General features: G+C 28.0%; 21 protein-coding genes and 1 pseudogene. 12 read left to right on the plus strand and 10 right to left on the minus strand.

Annotated features, from left to right (window positions below):
• Positions 1–119: 119 nt before the first annotated feature.
• From ACMFBB_RS11480 to ACMFBB_RS11490, 3 genes are all read left to right on the plus strand, one after another.
• Positions 120–992: an AraC family transcriptional regulator gene (locus ACMFBB_RS11480; protein WP_435260918.1), complete on the plus strand. Its 873-nt coding sequence runs from the start codon at positions 120–122 to the stop codon at positions 990–992.
• Between the two features lie 65 nt (positions 993–1,057).
• Complete coding sequence (locus ACMFBB_RS11485; protein ID WP_435260919.1) at positions 1,058–1,234, plus strand: hypothetical protein; 177 nt, start codon at positions 1,058–1,060, stop codon at positions 1,232–1,234.
• Between the two features lie 2 nt (positions 1,235–1,236).
• Positions 1,237–2,112, plus strand: coding sequence for a sterol desaturase family protein (locus tag ACMFBB_RS11490; protein ID WP_435260920.1), 876 nt, complete (start codon positions 1,237–1,239; stop codon positions 2,110–2,112).
• A 4-nt stretch (positions 2,113–2,116) separates the two neighbouring features.
• On the opposite strand, the pseudogene ACMFBB_RS11495 reads toward ACMFBB_RS11490, so the two are convergent.
• Positions 2,117–2,885, minus strand: a pseudogene (locus tag ACMFBB_RS11495) (enoyl-CoA hydratase/isomerase family protein).
• A gap of 56 nt (positions 2,886–2,941) precedes the next feature.
• Here ACMFBB_RS11495 and ACMFBB_RS11500 point away from each other — a divergent pair.
• Positions 2,942–3,394 (plus strand): GNAT family N-acetyltransferase, encoded by a 453-nt coding sequence (locus ACMFBB_RS11500; protein WP_435260921.1) that lies wholly within the window; start codon positions 2,942–2,944, stop codon positions 3,392–3,394.
• Here the strand turns inward: ACMFBB_RS11500 and ACMFBB_RS11505 are convergent.
• A complete protein-coding gene (locus ACMFBB_RS11505) occupies positions 3,391–4,725 on the minus strand; it encodes an MATE family efflux transporter (RefSeq protein WP_435260922.1) in 1,335 nt (444 codons plus the stop codon). The two genes, ACMFBB_RS11500 and ACMFBB_RS11505, sit on opposite strands and share 4 nt — an antisense overlap.
• A gap of 81 nt (positions 4,726–4,806) precedes the next feature.
• Here ACMFBB_RS11505 and ACMFBB_RS11510 point away from each other — a divergent pair, with 81 nt between their 5' ends.
• The 3 genes from ACMFBB_RS11510 (at position 4,807) to ACMFBB_RS11520 (ending at position 7,155) form a co-directional block, all read left to right on the plus strand.
• The gene (locus ACMFBB_RS11510) at positions 4,807–5,256 is read left to right on the plus strand and encodes a hypothetical protein (RefSeq protein ID WP_435260923.1); all 450 of its coding nucleotides are present in this window, start codon (positions 4,807–4,809) and stop codon (positions 5,254–5,256) included.
• A 206-nt stretch (positions 5,257–5,462) separates the two neighbouring features.
• Positions 5,463–6,701: a tetratricopeptide repeat protein gene (locus ACMFBB_RS11515; protein ID WP_435260924.1), complete on the plus strand. Its 1,239-nt coding sequence runs from the start codon at positions 5,463–5,465 to the stop codon at positions 6,699–6,701.
• Between the two features lie 37 nt (positions 6,702–6,738).
• A complete protein-coding gene (locus tag ACMFBB_RS11520; protein ID WP_435260925.1) occupies positions 6,739–7,155 on the plus strand; it encodes a helix-turn-helix domain-containing protein in 417 nt (138 codons plus the stop codon).
• Between the two features lie 47 nt (positions 7,156–7,202).
• Here the strand turns inward: ACMFBB_RS11520 and ACMFBB_RS11525 are convergent, their stop codons facing one another.
• Positions 7,203–7,391, minus strand: coding sequence for a hypothetical protein (locus ACMFBB_RS11525; RefSeq protein WP_435260926.1), 189 nt, complete (start codon positions 7,389–7,391; stop codon positions 7,203–7,205).
• Positions 7,392–7,728: 337 nt separating this feature from the next.
• On the opposite strand from ACMFBB_RS11525, the gene ACMFBB_RS11530 reads away from it, so the two are divergent.
• Entirely contained in the window at positions 7,729–7,896 is a 168-nt protein-coding gene (locus ACMFBB_RS11530; RefSeq protein WP_435260927.1) for a hypothetical protein, read from the plus strand.
• An 87-nt stretch (positions 7,897–7,983) separates the two neighbouring features.
• On the opposite strand, the gene mutS is transcribed toward ACMFBB_RS11530, so the two are convergent.
• Positions 7,984–10,593 carry a DNA mismatch repair protein MutS gene (gene mutS, locus ACMFBB_RS11535; protein WP_435260928.1) on the minus strand — a complete coding sequence of 870 codons (2,610 nt, stop codon included), beginning with the start codon at positions 10,591–10,593 and terminating at the stop codon, positions 7,984–7,986.
• Positions 10,594–10,707: 114 nt separating this feature from the next.
• Between mutS and ACMFBB_RS11540 the strand changes: the two genes are divergently transcribed.
• Positions 10,708–11,235 (plus strand): RNA methyltransferase, encoded by a 528-nt coding sequence (locus ACMFBB_RS11540; RefSeq protein WP_435260929.1) that lies wholly within the window; start codon positions 10,708–10,710, stop codon positions 11,233–11,235.
• Positions 11,236–11,240: 5 nt separating this feature from the next.
• Here the strand turns inward: ACMFBB_RS11540 and ACMFBB_RS11545 are convergent, their stop codons facing one another.
• From ACMFBB_RS11545 to ACMFBB_RS11560, 4 genes are all read right to left on the minus strand, one after another.
• Positions 11,241–12,281 (minus strand): hypothetical protein, encoded by a 1,041-nt coding sequence (locus tag ACMFBB_RS11545; RefSeq protein WP_435260930.1) that lies wholly within the window; start codon positions 12,279–12,281, stop codon positions 11,241–11,243.
• Between the two features lie 62 nt (positions 12,282–12,343).
• The gene (locus ACMFBB_RS11550) at positions 12,344–13,612 is read right to left on the minus strand and encodes an MFS transporter (protein ID WP_435260931.1); all 1,269 of its coding nucleotides are present in this window, start codon (positions 13,610–13,612) and stop codon (positions 12,344–12,346) included.
• Positions 13,613–13,624: 12 nt separating this feature from the next.
• Complete coding sequence (locus tag ACMFBB_RS11555; RefSeq protein WP_093869512.1) at positions 13,625–14,284, minus strand: hypothetical protein; 660 nt, start codon at positions 14,282–14,284, stop codon at positions 13,625–13,627.
• A gap of 223 nt (positions 14,285–14,507) precedes the next feature.
• Positions 14,508–15,503 (minus strand): NAD(P)H-dependent glycerol-3-phosphate dehydrogenase, encoded by a 996-nt coding sequence (locus ACMFBB_RS11560; protein WP_435260932.1) that lies wholly within the window; start codon positions 15,501–15,503, stop codon positions 14,508–14,510.
• Positions 15,504–15,598: 95 nt separating this feature from the next.
• Between ACMFBB_RS11560 and dut the strand changes: the two genes are divergently transcribed.
• Positions 15,599–16,030 carry a dUTP diphosphatase gene (gene dut / locus ACMFBB_RS11565; RefSeq protein WP_435260933.1) on the plus strand — a complete coding sequence of 144 codons (432 nt, stop codon included), beginning with the start codon at positions 15,599–15,601 and terminating at the stop codon, positions 16,028–16,030.
• Here dut and ACMFBB_RS11570 read toward each other — a convergent pair.
• Together ACMFBB_RS11570 and recA are read right to left on the minus strand one after the other, a co-directional pair.
• On the minus strand, positions 16,027–16,563 hold the full coding sequence (locus ACMFBB_RS11570) for a GNAT family N-acetyltransferase (protein WP_435260934.1): 537 nt from the start codon (positions 16,561–16,563) through the stop codon (positions 16,027–16,029). The two genes, dut and ACMFBB_RS11570, sit on opposite strands and share 4 nt — an antisense overlap.
• 119 nt (positions 16,564–16,682) lie before the next feature.
• Positions 16,683–17,690, minus strand: coding sequence for a recombinase RecA (gene recA / locus ACMFBB_RS11575; protein WP_435260935.1), 1,008 nt, complete (start codon positions 17,688–17,690; stop codon positions 16,683–16,685).
• 112 nt (positions 17,691–17,802) lie between these two features.
• On the opposite strand from recA, the gene ACMFBB_RS11580 reads away from it, so the two are divergent.
• Both ACMFBB_RS11580 and ACMFBB_RS11585 read left to right on the plus strand, forming a co-directional pair.
• A complete protein-coding gene (locus ACMFBB_RS11580; RefSeq protein ID WP_435260936.1) occupies positions 17,803–18,513 on the plus strand; it encodes a DUF2167 domain-containing protein in 711 nt (236 codons plus the stop codon).
• Entirely contained in the window at positions 18,503–18,703 is a 201-nt protein-coding gene (locus ACMFBB_RS11585) for a DUF2167 domain-containing protein (RefSeq protein ID WP_435260937.1), read from the plus strand. Before ACMFBB_RS11580 ends, ACMFBB_RS11585 begins: the two co-directional genes overlap by 11 nt.
• Positions 18,704–18,758: the final 55 nt, after the last annotated feature.

Consider the following 18,758-nt stretch of genomic DNA (forward strand, 5'->3'; position numbering starts at 1 on the left):
CAAAAATACAACTTTGATTTTAATTTACTTGTATTTTCAACTTTTGTTGGTTTAACTCTATGATTAAATTGTCCTTAATTAACAAACATTGAAAATAAGAGTATATTTAACTTTGGTGTATGAAAAATCAAACCCAATTAGATCGTTATACTACATTAATGGAGTTTCTTGAAAAGAAATTCAAATCTACTATTAAAGCAGAAGATATCGAAGAGGTTTCATTTTATTCTTATCGGAACATCAACCGAATATTTTTGGCTTTACAACATGAAACTATTGGTCAGTTTATAAAGAGAAGACGATTAGAAAAAGCTGCAGAATATTTAAAATTTTCCACTGTTAAAATTTCTGATATTGCCCTAGAAATAGGATATGGAGATATAGCTGCCTTTAGTAAGTCTTTTAAAAAGCACTTTGGATGTAATCCTTCTCATTTTAGAAATTCATTTGCATTACAACAAAAAATAACAAATGAAATTTTAAAAAATAAGAACCCACATGAGACTACTCAAGAGCTAAATTTTAAAGTTGAAATACTTCCTTCAATTAAAATAGTCTATTTACAATATAAAGGTGCTTACGAGAATATTAAAGAAATTAAGAAAACTTGGAAAAAACTTTTAAAATATGCATGTAAAAAAAAGTTATTATCAGAAAAAACAATTGTTCTTAGTGAAGTTCTAGATGATAATGAACTTTCTTCTTCAATCCATTGTAGGTATAATGCTGGAATAATTTTAAACGATAATCAAATCTTTAAACCAGAAGGATTATTTTTAATAAAAGATATTCCATCTCAAAAATATGCAAAATTTATTCATAAAGGAAGTCATGAAAACTGTTTTAAAACTTACAATCAAATTTACACTCGCTGGATGCTTGATGTAGGCTTAGAGTTTGATGATAAACCTATACTAGAATTTTATCTAAATGACGATGATACAACCCCTAAAGAAAATTTGATAACCGAAATATATATTCCAATTCTTTAAATGTCTTAATTGAACAAACGTGCTTATCGTTCATCGTTTAATTTTGTATTATAATTTTAAATAATATGAAAAATTACGTCTTTAGTAGTCATTGGTATATAGGTTTTATTGGTTTTGTAGGATTCTACTATATCCCTTTTATCATAGCCTTTTTCCAAGGGAAGAGCTCGGTATGGGTGCTTACAAACCTACTATCGTTTTTATGGTTCTCTTATTTTATTCCTGAAAATAAAAACAACTAAAAATGAGCTTTTCTACATTAACATACTTGTTTCAAGAATCTAATATCATGTTGTATATAGGTTATTTCTTCTTATTTAATATAACTTTAATTATAATTGAATTATTTATTGATTTTTTAATTAGAAAAAAAAGACGTTGGAAAGATTCGTTTGCAAATATTAGTATTTTTTTCATAAATCAAATAAGTGAAAAAACAATTATAGGTTCTATCGGCGTAGTATGTTTAATGCCCTTTCATTGGATAACACCATTATCAATACCAATGAATATTTTTACTTGGATTTTGGCTTTTTTAGTTGCTGATTTTACATATTATTGGATGCATCGTTTAGAGCATGAACATAGAATTTTGTGGGCTAGTCATAGTGTACATCATTCTTCAGAAGATTATAACTTAACTATTTCAATGCGCTTAAGTATTGTTGAAGGTTTATTTGAATGGATTTTCTTAATACCGATGATTTTAATAGGTTTTTCTCCTTTCCAAGCGATTATTGGATTGGTACTAGTTGCCCAATTTCAAACATGGGTACATACTGAATATATTGGTAAATTAGGTTGGTTAGATGAAATTTTTAACACCCCTTCTGTTCATAGAGTACATCATGGATCAAACAACAAGTATTTAGATAAAAATTATGGTGGCTTCTTAATTATTTGGGATAAATTATTTGGTACATTTCAAAGAGAAGAAGAAAAAGTTTTTTATGGATTAACAAAAAATATTAAAACAAATAACCCAATTAAAATAAATTTTATTGAATATAAAAATATATGGAAAGATGTTAAAAAGTGTAAAACCTTAAAACATAAACTGAAAATTATTTTTGGTAATTTAGTATGGAAACCAGATTATTTTTATGACAAAAAGAGCTAATTTCTTAGCTCTTGAATTTTTTTAATGCATTTTTAGTGAAATCAGAAAGGACAAGCTTTCCAGAAGTTTCTGCTCTATTAATTAAAAGAGTATCCCAGTTTTCAGTTCCAATCCATAATGCTTTTTTCATTTCATCTAAAGCTTCAGGGTTATAAGAAGCTAATTTCTCAGTAAAAACTTCAATTTCATTATCTAACTGTTCAATATTTTCAAAAACTCGTGCATACAAACCCTTTTCTTTTGCCCAGTAAGCGTTTTTCCAGCTTGTAGCATCTAAAGTCAATTCAGCCAATCCACTTACTCCTACTTTACGTTTTACTGCCGGTGCTATTACGAATCGAACCAATACCAATAGTAAATTCTGATAATTTTATGGCTGCGTGTTCAGTAGCTAAAACATAATCACAAGCAGCAGCTAAACCTACTCCACCACCTACAGCTTTTCCTTGTACGCGACCAACTATTAATTTAGAGCACGAACGCATTGCATTAATAACATTTGCAAAACCTGAAAAGAAGTTTTTTCCATCTACAAGATTATCAATAGCCATTAATTCATCAAATGAAGCACCAGCACAAAAAGCTCTATTTCCCTCGGATTTTAAAACTATAACTGCAACCTCATCATTACTTGATAATTCATCAAATTTATTTGCTAATCGCTCTAATAATTCACTAGGAAAAGAGTTGCTTGCTGGGTGCCCAAACTCAATGGTTGCTATTTTAGTATCAATCTTTGTGTATAAACTTCCGTTAGGTCGAGTTGTTGCCATCTTTTATATCTTATTTCATCAAAAATAATCTTAATTTTACTTTTTATAAAATTTTGATGAAACAAAACTTTTTTACAGATATAATTACAGGAAATCCTACAAAAAAACAGCTACAAGTTTTAATTAATTTATATTCTTCAATTTTTGAAGATGCTCAAATTAATTTTTTTATTGAACGTATAAAACAAAAAAAGGATGTTCTTTCTATCATTGCTTATGAAGACGATATTCCTATTGGTTTTAAAATAGGATATCAATACAATCAAACTATTTTTTATAGTTGGATTGGAGGAGTTTTACCAAAGTATAGAAAGAGAAAAGTTGCTAGTACGCTAGCTTTTTCACAAGAAAAATGGGCCAAAAAAAAAGGATATTCAAAATTAAGAACAAAATCTATGAATAGATTTAAACCCATGCTAATCTTTAATTTAAAAAATGGGTTTGATATTATTCAAGTATATACTAATGAAAGTAAGCAAACAAAAATAGTTTTCGAAAAAAGACTTTAATTTTCTCTTGACAGCATTAAAAACTTTTTTCGAAACACAAAAATTAATGGAATACTTCGTGCTATAATCCATCCATAAAATGCCATCCAAATAGCATATAACTTATAATTCATGGCATCAAAAACTAACAATACAGGTATAAATACTAGTAACGTAGAAAGTAGTAATATGTTTCGTAAATATTTTGTTTCTCCTAACCCTTTAAAAATACCATCATAAATAAAAGCAATTGCACAAAAAGGTTGCATTGCTAAAATAATCCAAAAAGTATTATAAAACTGTTCTAAAACAACTGTTTCCTGTGTAAATATTCTTCCTATAAAGTCATAAAAAACAAAACCTATTAATGCTATTATTCCACCAAAAAGCAACCCATAAATAATTAATTTTCTTCCTAATAAAATTAATGTTTTGTATGCTTTAGCTCCAACTAGTTTTCCGGATAAAATATTTCCAGCACTTGAATATCCATCTATCATAAAAGCTCCCATTAACCAAATATTAAGTCCAATAGTATAGGCAGCAATATATTCTTTTCCATAATCAGTAGCATATGAAGTAGCAAAATATAGCGCTACATTTAAAGCTATTGTTCGTACAAATAAATTTGCTACCATAATTATAAATCGATGGATTTCTTTATTAAAAGGCAGTGAAAACTTTAATGATATGTTTGTTTTTTTTAGTACTAAAAATACTGACATCAATGCCATCGTTATTTGAGCAAAAACACTTGCGTAAGCAGCTCCCTCGATGTTCATTGCAGGAATATAATTTTCTATACCATATACTAAAATAACATCTAACAAAACATTTACAATTGTACCAACTATAGCTATAAGCATAGGATAATACGTGTTTTGTAAACCTCTAAATATACCAAATATAGCTATAACTAATAATGTAAAAGGAAAACCAAAAACTCTAATTTTATAATAAGTTATTGAATATTCTAAAATAGTTCCGGAGGCATTATAAAATTGAAAAATCTCCTTAGTAAAAGGGTAACTTATTGCTAAGATAACAAAGCTAATACTTACCACTATCACAATTGCTTGAGCGGGTAATTCTTTAACTTCATTTAGTTTATCAGCTCCCAAATATTGAGATATTATTGATGATATACCACTTCTTGTTTGACCAAAAACCCAAATTAACATAGATAAAAAAGCTCCAACAATTCCTATAGCCGCAATACTTTCAGTTGCATTGGTTTGAATGTTTCCTACAATAGCTAAATCGGTAGTAGATAATAAGGGTTCAGCAACACCAGCAATTAAAGCCGGAATGGCTAATTTATTAATTCGTTTAAAGCTAATATCATGGTTCATAATAGAGATCAAAAATAGGAATATTCATTCTTCATTTTGTAGTTTTGATAATACTTATTTTTGATAAATGAATAGTATTTTATGATAGACTTGATAGAATGCATCTCTGAAATTATTTTAAATATTCAAGAGTTTTTCTTTAGAAAAAAAAGAAAAAAGCAACGTGCATATGAAAAAGAGAATAGTTTCCCTAAAAAAAGAATGATTTCACCCTATGAAAGAGTCTTTATAATAGTAGGAGTTATGATTGTTTTTATACCTTTTTTTATGTTAATACCTTCATCAAAAGGAACCACAATAACTACTCAAAAAATAAAGGAACTTAAAGAGTTATTAGATAATGAAAAATCTATTCTAGGTACCTATCCTGAAAAACTAGAAATGGTTATTAGAAACAATCCTTTAAGAGCTAACCTATCAAAAGATTATTGGAATAATAACTTTCATTATGAATTTATAAATAGAAATAAATATGTATTAAGTTCTTCTGGTAAAGATGGTGTTTTTGGAACTGAAGACGATGTTAAATAATGTTCTACTAAGGGTACCTTTTTTTTGAAAAAAGAATAGCGTAGAATAAATATCATCTAAAGCTTTTCTTGTAATTTAGTCGTAAACTAACTAATTACAAGTAAATAAAATATTTAAAAAGAATATAAATTTTGATTTCGATACAAACTCTGGGGTATTAAACTCTATTGGTGATACCAAAAATTATTTAAAATTAGGTGTATACTATGCGCAAAACTATTAAACTCTTATTAATTCTATTATGTTTTATATACCATCTGTCTTTAAATTCTCAAAATTACCGAGATATTTTTTATAAAAAAATTAATATTTCAAACGATATGGCACTGTCTTATTGCGATAGTCTCATAACATCTACACAGAAAAATATAAAAGCTTTTGCATATGGAGGAAAAGGTTTTATTCTAAGCAGAAAAAGCAATTATAAAGAAGCAGAAGAATTATTCAAAAAAGCACAAATAACTCTCAATAAAATGAGAGATTCTAAAATAAAAAGGGAGGATAAAATTTATATTCTCAATTTTTACTGTTTATACCTTATTAAAATTCACAATTTAGAAGAAGCTAATCTAAAAATAAATGAAGGGCTAGTCTTATCAAAAGAATTGAATAACCTTGAAATGCAAATAAAATTTAATCGTTTATTGGGTCGGTGTTATTCATTATTAGGTCTTGGTAAAAAGGGGTTAAAAATTAGTAGTAATACTATTAAAACTATTAAAAATTTAAAACCAAAACTAAGCAAACCTTTCTACAATGAAAATTTACTATATGCCTACCTAAATACAAGTAATAGAGTATTTGCATTTTTTTTACAAGATTCTATAAAAAATAAAGTATACTTAGATTCATGTGAGTATTACGTTTTAGAGGCAAAAAAACATATTAACAAAAGTAATTTTAATCCTAACTTAGAACAAAACCTACAAATTTTAGGGCTTAGCGGAACTTTATTTTTTTTTAAAAAAGAATACAAAAAAGCCATTCCTTATTTTGAAAAAATTTTAGCAAAGTCTGAATTAAATAACCTTAAAAAAACCTCCTATCAAATTAAGTTTCGGTTGGCTGAATGCTATTTTTTTCTAAAGCAATTTAAAATGGCAAAAAAACTATTTGATTCTTTAAATGAAAGAGACTTAAAAAAATATAATCTCCTTAAAAATCGTGTTATTATAAATTATTACTATGCAGAAATTTGCAGAAATTTTGGGGATATAGAAAATACATTTAAATACTCTCAACTATATAATTCACAACTAGATGCTTTTTATAAAAATAATAGCGATCTTAAAATCAGCATATTTACTGATAATGAGTTGAGAGAAAAAAAAGATCTTAGAAAAACTAAATGCCACGAAAAATACGGTCAAATACTTAAATTCATATTTAATACTTTTTGGAGTATTTATATGTATTACGATATCCCTTACTTTTTTTTATACTAGAAATCAAAAGAAAAACCTAACATCCAAAATCCAAAATTTGTTAGATTTTATAGAGACGATAAAAGATAACAAATCTAATCAACCCGTAATTAAAATTGATGAAGAAAAAGCATCTAGTATTCTTAGTTCAATAAAAAAAATAGAAAAAGAAGAATTATTTAAATTACAAGATTATTCTCTTAATATGCTATCGAAAAAAATTGGTGTGAACTCTACTTATGTATCAAAAATAATCAATAAATACTGGGGAAAAACATTTATTGAATATACAAACGAATTACGTATTAAATATATTTTACTAAAACTTGAAGAAGACTCTATATATAGAAAGTTTACCTTAAAAGCCATAGCAGAAAGTATAGGTTATAAAAGTTTAAACTCTTTTAATAAACATTTTAAACAAATTACCGGAATTACTCCCAAACAATATGTAAATCATAAATTTAAAAAATAAATAAGTAGGATTTTTAACCAATCCTACTTTTTAATAACAATGTAATTTTAAGGTATACCAATATCACTACAACCATCAACATTAATTCCTCCAACTTCTGAAGGATCCATGCAAATCCCATAAATAGGACTCAAAACCTGTCCTCCTTCACAGTCTGGTGGTGCTGCTCCAGACACCAAATTAAATAACTCTCTTTTTTTTAGTACTCTTCCTAAATTTAAAAATTTTGTATTCATAGTTTAATTGATTTAATTCTCCATGAATTTAATTAAAAAAATGAATTGATTAACAATACATTGGATCGGTACATCATAACTAAATACTAAATCATTATAAAACAATCATTTACATAATTAAATAAAGTTTTAAATTAATGAATTTGAGACTATTAAGAGAATTTAAAACCAACCATTCAAATTCATACCTTTTGTAAACAACATCAAATTAATGAATTTGAATATTAGAGTTTTTTAAACAATATTCTTTCAAATTAACTTCGCAATGTTTCGAAACTTAAAAGCGAAATCCGAAAAGCTTATCAATAGAGTAGGAGAAATAATTAAAACTTTAATAATGAAAAAAATAAAAAAATTTGGTAAAGCTCTAGATAAAAACGAGCAAATGAATATAACTGGTGGTTTTTTTACGGTAACTGAAGAGCAGTGGTGTAAAATGCAATGTCCTGGAGAATGTTATTTTAATGGTGACAATTGGTACTGTGATCACCGTTTAGAACTATAAATTTAACTAATCACTTTTAATAATATCCAATAATTTTTATTGGATATTATTTTAACTTTTTCTGTTACTAAATACAAAAAACATCATTTATTTCTTCACCAACATACGCTTGATTTCATTAAGTTTCATTAAGGCTTCAATAGGTGTAAGAGTATCGATATTAGTGGTAAGTATTTCTTCTCTCAAATCTTCTAATAAAGGATCATCTAACTGGAAAAAACTCAACTGCATTTCCTCATTATTCACATTTTTTAAAGTATCCTTTACTTCGCTATGAGCATGAGTTTCTTCTAATTGTTTCAGTATTTTGTTAGCTCTTCGAATCACCATAGAAGGCATTCCTGCTAATTTTGCTACATGAATACCAAAACTATGATTACTTCCTCCAGACACTAATTTTCTTAAGAAAATAATACTATCTTTTAATTCTTTTACAGATACATTAAAGTTTTTTATTCGCTCAAAAGTAGTAGTCATTTCATTAAGCTCATGGTAATGGGTAGCAAATAATGTTTTTGCTTTAGAGGGGTGTTCATGTAAATATTCAGCAATTGCCCAAGCAATAGAAATTCCATCATAAGTAGAAGTTCCTCTACCAATTTCATCTAACAACACTAAACTTCTTTCTGAAATATTATTCAAAATTGAAGCTGTTTCATTCATTTCTACCATAAAAGTAGATTCTCCCATAGATATATTATCACTTGCACCTACTCTTGTAAATATTTTATCTACCAAACCTATACGTGCATTTTGGGCAGGTACATAACTTCCCATTTGAGCAAGTAAAACAATCAAAGCAGTTTGACGTAATATGGCCGATTTACCTGACATATTAGGTCCAGTAATCATAATTACTTGTTGCTGATTTCTATTTAATACAACATCGTTTGCTATGTATTCTTCTCCTATAGGCAGCTGCTTTTCAATAACTGGATGTCTTCCATTTTTTATTTCAATATCCGTACTTTTATCAACAATAGGACGTACATAATTATTGTCAATAGCTAATGTGGCAAATGATAACAAACAATCAATCTGTGCTATTAATTGCGCATTATGTTGCACTGGTTGCACAAAACCAATGATATAATTAACAAGCTTTCCAAAAATTTCAGTTTCTAGTGATTGTATTTTTTCTTCAGCTCCTAAAATTTTAGCCTCATACTCTTTTAATTCTTCAGTAATATAACGTTCAGCATTTACTAAAGTTTGTTTTCGAATCCACTCTTCGGGAACTTTATCTTTATGCGTATTTCTAACTTCAATATAATACCCAAACACATTATTAAAAGCTATTTTTAAACTTGAAATACCCGTTTGCTGGGTTTCTCGCGCAAGCATTTCATCTAAATATTCTTTACCAGAATTGGATATGTTTCGAAGTTCATCTAATTCTTCAGAAACTCCATTAGCTATAGCGTTTCCTTTATTAATATTTACTGGTGCTTCTTCAAAAACAGTTCTTGTAATTTTATCAATAAGTTCTTTACAGTCGTTTAACTGTTTTCCTATTAGTTTTACAGACCCGTTTTTACTGTTCTCAGCAGCTGTTTTTATTGGGATTATTGCTTTTAAAGAGTTTTTAAGTAAAATAACCTCTCTTGGAGATACTTTACCTGTAGCTACTTTAGATATTAAGCGTTCTATATCAGAAATTTGTTTTAACTGATAGGTAACAGTCTCTAAAAAAGCATCTGTATTAATTAAAAATTTTACTAATTCATGACGTTGATTAATAGCATCTAATTCTTTTAAAGGAAGTGCTAACCATCGCTTTAGTAACCTTCCTCCCATGGGAGAAATTGTTTTATCTATAATATTTAATAAAGAAACAGAATTTACTGAGTTACCACCGTGTAATTCTAAATTTCTAATTGTAAATCGATCCATCCAAACATAATTATCTTCAGCAATTCTGCTAATAGATTGGATATGTTCTAATTTATTATGTTGTGTTTCTGAAAGGTAATACATGGCTGCTCCTCCAGCCACAATACCGTATTCTAATTCATCAACACCAAATCCTTTCAAATTATTTACTTTAAAGTGATTTGTTAAGGTTTCAAAACCATAATCTTTTTGAAATACCCAATCTTCTATATAAAAAGTATGAAATCTATCTGTAAACAATTCTAAAAAACGTTGTTTAAACTGTTTTTGAACAAGTACTTCACTTGGTTCAAAGTTTTGCAACAGCTTATCAACATATTCTTCATTTCCTTGTGCAATTAAAAACTCACCAGTAGAAACGTCTAAAAAAGACACTCCAATTAATTTTTTTCCAAAATGAACAGCTGCTAAAAAATTATTGGATTTTGATTGTAAAATATCATCATTTAAAGCAACACCAGGGGTTACTAATTCAGTAACTCCTCGTTTTACAATCTTTTTAGTCATTTTTGGATCTTCTAACTGATCACAAATAGCAACACGTAATCCTGATTTTACTAATTTAGGTAAATACGTATTTAATGAATGATGAGGAAAACCAGCCAAAGCTGTTTCACTTTCACTTCCGGCTCCTCTTTTAGTTAATATAATGCCCAAAACTTCAGATGCTTTTACCGCATCTTCACCAAAAGTTTCATAAAAATCTCCCACTCTAAATAACAACATTGCATCTGGATATTTAGATTTAATTCCATTATACTGTTGCATTAATGGTGTTACCTTTTTTGCCTTTGCTTTTGCCAAGTTTATGGATTTTTTCAGTTAGTTTTGCGAAGATAAAAAAAAGTGACTAGTTGTTGGTTTTTAGTGCTCTGTTTTATACTAAAAACCTAGAATTTTTAACTAATATGAACAGCAATGAGAAAACTTAAAAACAACGAATTAGGTAGAATTAGTGTTGAAGAGTTTAAAGAAACTTCAAAAACTCCAATTTTAGTAATTTTAGATAATATTAGAAGCTTAAATAATATAGGCTCTGTTTTTAGAACTTCTGATGCTTTTTTAATTGAAAAAATTTATTTGTGTGGTATTACTGCTATACCTCCTAACAAAGAAATTCATAAAACAGCTTTAGGTGCCACTGAATCAGTAGACTGGGAATATATAGAAAATACTATAGAATTAGTTGAACGTTTAAAAAGTGAAAATGTAAAAGTTTTAAGTATTGAACAAGCTGAGAATAGTACTATGTTAAATGCTTTTACTCCTGAAAGTAACCAAAAGTATGCTGTTGTGTTTGGAAACGAAGTTAAAGGCGTACAACAAGAAGTAGTTTCTATTTCTAATACTTGTATTGAAATACCTCAACTAGGCACCAAACATTCTTTAAATATATCTGTAAGCTGTGGCGTTGTTTTATGGGACTTATTCACCAAATTAAAATAAGTTAGTTAGCATTGCATCTTCTTTTTAAAATATCTTTTATTGAAGGGTTTTCGGCGTTTCCTTCTATGTAGAGAGAAAAACTGTTTTTCTTTTGTTAACAGTTTCTTTAAAGCACAATAATCATGGAGCAATTGATTTGATTCTATAATTAAACCATTCTTAACATGACTCAAGTTATCTAAACCCTTAAGACTTTTTAATGCTTTATTTTTTAGTATATAAAACCTTCCTCCAACATAATTTAAATTACCTAAAGCTTCCATGCTTTCAATGGAACACTTTTCAGATCCTTCTATTGTTACGTCAGATTCTACTGCTACCAAATTATTCAAACCTTCTAAGTTTTTAAGCAATAAATTCTTATGTAGCCATAAACTTCCATCGATAGATGTAAGATTATTTAATCCTACTAAACTTTCAAGAGATGGATTATTATCTATTTTAACCTCTTTTAGAGTAGTAATGCTTTCCAATCCTTTTAAATTCTTTAACTGTTTGTTTCCTCCAATAGTAAAAGCTCCCTCTATACTTTTTATATTTTTTAAAGCTTTTAAATTTTTCAATAAAGGATTATTGACAATAGTTAAATCTTCACTTACAGCCTTAATACCTTCCAAACCCTTCAAACTTGTTAACGAGTTATTCCCTACAATTATTAATGACGATTTAATTTCTGAAAGTTTTTTTAAGCTAGTAATATTAGCTAATGAAGAATTATACTGAATATTAAAATCACCACCAATAAACTCTAAAGAACGTATTCCTTGTAAACTCTTTAGATTAATATTTGCAATTACTTTTAGTGTTTTTCCGATTTTTTTAATGGACTCTAACCCAGTTAAAATTTCAATATCGTCCGCACCTTTAATAACAAGACTTCCTGTTATTTCAGTATATTTATGCTGTGCAATTTTTCTTAAATCTTCTTTATTTTCTATAATGACATCACCTATAAAAACATTCGCTTTTAGGTATTGATTAGTTTGAACACAACTTAAAAAAAGACTAATAGCGAGTACTACAAATACTCTATTTTTAAAACACATATATGATTTAATCTATTAATAATTTTATCATAGTCCTGATACTTTTGTTGATAAGTGAAAATTTATTCCAAATTTTCATGTTCCTCTAAGTCTTTTGTTAAATCTAATTTTCTTAGTGTTGGATTTAAAACACCTGTAGAAACTACGGTAATTAATGTCATTGTTCCTCCAAAAACAACTGCAGTTACTGTACCCATTAATTTAGCAGTTAAACCACTTTCTAAAGCTCCTAACTCGTTTGATGAGCCTACAAACATAGAGTTTACTGAAGACACTCTACCTCGCATATGATCTGGTGTTTTTAATTGTAAAATGGTTTGTCTAATAACCATTGATATTCCGTCAGTAACTCCACTGAAAAATAAAGCGACAAGAGAAATATAAAATGATGTTGATAGCCCGAAAATAATAATACAAAGTCCAAAACCAAATATTGCGCTTAATAACTTCATTCCTGCATTTTTACTAATAGGAATATATGCTGTTATTAACATTGTTAAGAAAGCTCCTATTGCTGGTGCTGCTCGTAATGCTCCAAAACCTTTAGCTCCTACTTCTAAAATATCTTGAGCAAAGATTGGTAATAAAGCAATTGCCCCACCAAAAAGTACAGAAATCATATCCAATGTAATTGCTCCTAATATGGCCTTCGTTTTGAATACAAAAGAAATACCTTCACCTAAACTTTTACTTATAGATTCTCCTTTTTTATGGTTCATAATTGGTTTTCTTTTAATAAAAAACACCATTAAAAAAGAAAATAACACCAATCCAAATACAATACATAACGAAAGGTTTACTCCTAAAAGATGAATAGAGTACCCAGCAAAAGCAGGTCCTAAAACACTTGCTATTTGCCATGTTGTACTACTCCAAGTAGCTGCATTAGGATATAATTTTTTAGGAACAATTAATGCTATCAATGAAAAAATAGTTGGTCCAAAAAATGAACGTAAAAGCCCACCAAAAAAAACCAAAGCGTATATAGAATATAAAACTGTTTTAGAACCCCATCCTTCTACAAAATTAGGGTCTGTTAAAAAATATAGTCCTAAACTTATTAAAGAAAATAAACCTATACATAATGCTAATAAGTTTCGTTTCTCTTTTTGATCAACTATATGCCCAGCAAACAACGCCATAGAAAAAGCTGGTAAAAACTCAAAAGCACCTATCAAACCTAAGCTCCAAGGGTCTTTAGTTAATGAATACACTTGCCATTCTATTATAATAAATTGCATTGACCATGCAAAAACTAATGCAAATCGTACTAAGAGAAAAATATTAAATTCTTTAATTCTTAACGAAGCATAAGGGTCTTTTTTTGACATTTTTTTATTCTTCTAATTCAATTTTAAGTCCATTAAAATGGCAAAAGTTTCATTTACATCCTCTTCTTTAACTACAACCGTCATTTCATGGGTAGTTGATATTACCTCTTGAACAGCTATATTAGCCCAAGCAAATTGCTTTAATATGAAATAATAAACACCAGATTGTTCTAAGTTTTCTTTTGGTAATTTAATAGTTATTGAAGCTAAATCATTAACACTATTGATTAATATTTCACTCTTAAAAATATCTTCAACAAAAGGTTGTAAATTTTTACTAGTAACAATATTTGTTTCAAAAATTCCTTGAGAAACAGTTAAGAAATAATCATTACTATCGGCCGATTTACTTAAAATTTTTGCTATTTCTTTTAGTAAAGAAGTAGTGTTTTTAAATGTAAAATCACACAAATCAGAACGAACTATTACATCTCCTAAGTCTAATGCTAATTTTTTAATATTTTTCCTAATTCGCAATTCATTAACTGGAGATAATCTATTAATAGCCATCATTACAGCTCCTACTTTTATTTCTTTTTTTAATAGTTTAGAAACATCTGGTAATATTTCTCTTGCTAATGATGATACGTTAATTAATTTCTCATTTAAAGCCTCTTCAATAAAGGGAGTTTTTCTAATAGTAATTTCAACAGCTTCTTGAATTGTTTTCATTTTTGTTAAATTTTAAACTAAAAGTAATAAAAATTATTTAAAGTGTAAAAATATACATTTTATCTTAAAGTAAGATTTTTTACAAAAAAATTTGTAAATCAGATTTTTAAGCTAAATTTGTCGTTATTGTATTTCTATACAAAACCACACACAACTCAATTATAGAAGCGATTGATGGGACTTCTTATTTATAAGAAGAGGTTATTTGTACAAATACAAACAACTAATCTAATCTATTTGTTAACTTTTTAAACTCATCTTTCGCTTCTTTCTTGTCATATAAAACATTATAAACAGCGTTAATTATAGGTGTTTTAGCCCCATTCTCTTTTTTAATAGTGTAAGCACTTTTAGTTGCATAGTAGCCTTCTGCAACCATACTCATTTCCATTTGTGCAGATTTTACGGTATATCCTTTTCCTATCATATTACCAAACATTCTATTTCTACTAAATACAGAATAACCGGTAACTAATAAATCTCCTAAATAAGCCGAGTTATTAATATTACGTTTCATTTTATGTACTTTTTTAATAAAACGCTTCATTTCACGTATGGCATTACTCATTAATACTGACTGAAAGTTATCTCCATATCCTAAACCATGTGCAATTCCTGCAGCGATAGCATAAATATTTTTTAGCATGGCTGCATACTCAGTACCAATGATATCATCTGATATTTTAGTTTTTATGTAACGTCCTGCAATAAATTTACTTAAGCTTTTAGCCTTTTGTTCGTCTTGACAAGCTAACGTTAAATATGATAAACGCTCCATAGCTACTTCTTCAGCATGACATGGACCGGTTATAACACCAATATTTTCAAAAGGAACTTGATGGTTATCATGAAAGTGCTCTCCTACAATCAATCCAGACTCTGGAACAATTCCTTTAATAGCTGAAAAAATAATTTTATTCTCTAATGAAATCGTTAATTTGTTCAATTCTGATTTTAAAAAAGCTGATGGAATAGCAAAAATTAAAACATCATACTTTTCAACAATATGATTTATATCATCTGATAAATCTAGTTGTTCAGGATGTAATTCAGCTGAGCTTAAATAACTAGGATTATGCTTATTACGTTTAATATGTTCAATTGCATATACACTTCGCATATACCAACCTATAGTTTCTATATTTTCAGAAAGCATTTTTATAATAGCTGTTGCCCAACTTCCGCCTCCTAAAACGGCTATCTTTTTAGTATCTTTCATAAAGTAGTTATATTTAATAATGCGAAATTAATAAATATAGAAACTACTATCTAAAACTAAAGGTTATTATATTTGGAGTTGAAAACTAAAAGTAGATGAACGTACAAATTATAAACAAATCGAAACATCAAATACCTGCTTATGAAACTGAAGGCTCAGCAGGAATGGATCTTCGTGCTAATATTGAAGAATCAATTACATTACAACCTTTGGAAAGAGCAATTGTAAAAACAGGTTTATTCATTGCTTTACCTGTTGGTTTTGAAGCTCAAGTTAGACCAAGAAGTGGGTTAGCTGCAAAAAAAGGAATCACTGTTTTAAATGCTCCAGGAACTATTGATGCTGATTATAGGGGAGAAGTAGGGGTTATTTTAGTAAATCTTTCTAATGAAAACTTTATTGTAAATGATGGTGAACGTATTGCTCAATTAGTGATAGCAAAGCATGAACGAGTAAGCTGGAAAGAAGTATCTGTTCTAAATGAAACTGAGCGTGGTACTGGTGGCTTTGGTAGTACTGGTGTCTAAATTAATTTATATACCTGACTCATTTTTCGAAAATTGTCATTTAATAAATCAAAAGCTAGAAAACAATGTGAATGATATTGGTACCCATTTTTTTTATAAAATTCAAAAGCTTGTGGTTGCTCATCCATAGCATCTAACCATATTAATTCATATTGTTTTTTTATAGCTTCTTTTTCTAACCAATTTAGTAAAGTTTTGCCAACTCTTTTTCCTTGGATTTTTGAATGCAAATAAACTCTATGAAGTTTTACTGATTTTTTATTTTCAAATCCTTTTAAATCACTATTCCAAATAATTCTAAAATTACCAATAATTTCTCCATTATATAAAACAAAATAATACGCTGTATTTGGTTCTGAAAGTTCTTTTATAATATTATTTTCAGAATATTGACTTTTTACATACCATTCTCCAGCATCTTTCCAAAAATGACTGTAAGCTGCAGAGTAAACTTCTTTCATCAAATTAAAAAGAGATTCAAAATCTGAATTCAAAATATTTTTTAATTGTATATTTTCTGAAATCTGAATCATTAGTTTTTAATCACGAATTTAATTAAATAATTAAATTCATTTAAAACTAAACTAAAAAAGCTGTAGAATTTTATTCTACAGCTTTGATTAGTAATAGTTTGAACTTTTAATGTATATACTTAATCTTGATTTTCAATAGCATCTTTTATTTTTCCTTCAAGCTCTTCCATCAATTCAGGGTTGTCTTTAATTAGGTTTTTAACTGCATCTCTACCCTGACCTAATTTAGTATCTCCATAGCTAAACCATGAACCACTTTTCTTTATTATTCCATATTCAACACCAATATCTAGTACTTCTCCTACTTTGGAAATACCCTGTCCATACATAATATCAAACTCAGTCATTTGAAATGGAGGTGCTACTTTATTTTTAACAACCTTTACTTTAGTACTATTTCCTATAACTTTATCGCCATCTTTAATTTGAGTTCTTCTACGAATATCTAAACGAACAGAAGCATAAAATTTTAAAGCATTACCTCCTGTAGTTGTTTCAGGGTTTCCAAACATAACACCAATTTTTTCACGCAATTGGTTAATAAATATAACTGTACAATTAGTTTTGCTAATTGTACCTGTTAATTTACGTAACGCTTGCGACATTAAACGTGCATGAAGTCCCATTTTAGAATCTCCCATTTCACCTTCAATTTCTGATTTAGGTGTTAATGCAGCAACTGAATCAATAACCACAATATCAATTGCACCTGAACGTATTAAATTATCAGCAATTTCTAATGCTTGTTCACCATGATCAGGTTGAGAGATGATTAGGTTATCTACATCTACTCCTAAACTCTCTGCATAAAAACGATCAAAAGCATGTTCAGCATCAATAAAAGCAGCAATTCCTCCAGCTTTTTGAGCTTCAGCAATTGCGTGTATACTTAGAGTTGTTTTACCTGATGATTCTGGTCCATAAATTTCAATAATTCTTCCTCTTGGATATCCTCCTACGCCTAAAGCCAAATCTAAACCTAATGATCCTGATGAAATAGCGTCAATATCTTCTACTTGACTATCACCTAATTTCATTACTGCTCCTTTTCCATAAGTTTTATCTAACTTATCTAGTGTAAGTTGAAGCGCTTTTAGCTTTGCTTCTTTTTCTTTATCTACTGCCATAAAAATCTACTAAAATTAGTGTAAAAATAAGAACTGCTAAGTTATAAAAAACTCTATAATTTTCACATAATATTTGTATTATTGTGCAATTTTTTTATTTAAAAAAATTACTATGAAACATGTATTACTAATTGCATTTATATTTGCAACAAAACTCTCTTATTCACAAGAAATAACTGAAGAAATTACTGAAGAACAAAAAGTAGTGTATTTAAAAAAAATGGATAGTATTAATGATTCATTTACTTACAAATATGGTATGGTTTCTTTACACAATGGTTTAGCTGAAATAAATGTACCTGACGGATACAAATTTTTAGATGCCAAACAAAGTAAATATGTAATTTCTGATTTATGGGGCAACCCTCCTTCGGAAGTACTTGGAATGTTATTTCCAAAAAATATATCTCCTATAGATGATAATTTTACATATGCTGTTGAAATAACTTATTCTAATGAAGGTTATATTAATGATGAAGATGCTAAAAATCTAAATTATGATGATTTATTAAAAGAAATGCAAGAAAATACTAATTCTGGTAATTCTGAAAGATTAAAATTAGGATACCCTACAATAGATTTTGTAGGGTGGGCATCAAATCCTTATTATGATCAGATAACTAAAAAATTACATTGGGCAAAAGAATTAAACTTTGAAGGAGAAGATATAAATACATTAAATTATAATATTCGCATTTTAGGAAGAAAAGGATATTTAAATTTAAATGCTATTGGTACAATAGATGTTTTGCCTATTTTTAAAAATGATGTTGACGAAATTTTAAAAAGTGTTTCTTTTACAAAAAGGAAATATGTATCATGATTTTAACCCTAGCGTAGATAAAGTCGCTGCTTATGGAATTGGTGGTTTAATTGCAGGAAAAGTTCTTGCTAAAGTTGGTTTTTTTGCATTAATTCTTAAATTTTGGAAAATTATAGTAATAGCTGTAATTGGAATTTTTACAGCCTTTAAAAAGAAAATTTTTGGTAATTCTGATAAAGAAAACTCTTAAATTAAAGAAATATAAAATTTAAAAACAGTCTTTTTAAGACTGTTTTTTTATAATC

The organism is Tenacibaculum sp. nBUS_03, assembly GCF_051201695.1.
GTDB lineage: Bacteria > Bacteroidota > Bacteroidia > Flavobacteriales > Flavobacteriaceae > Polaribacter.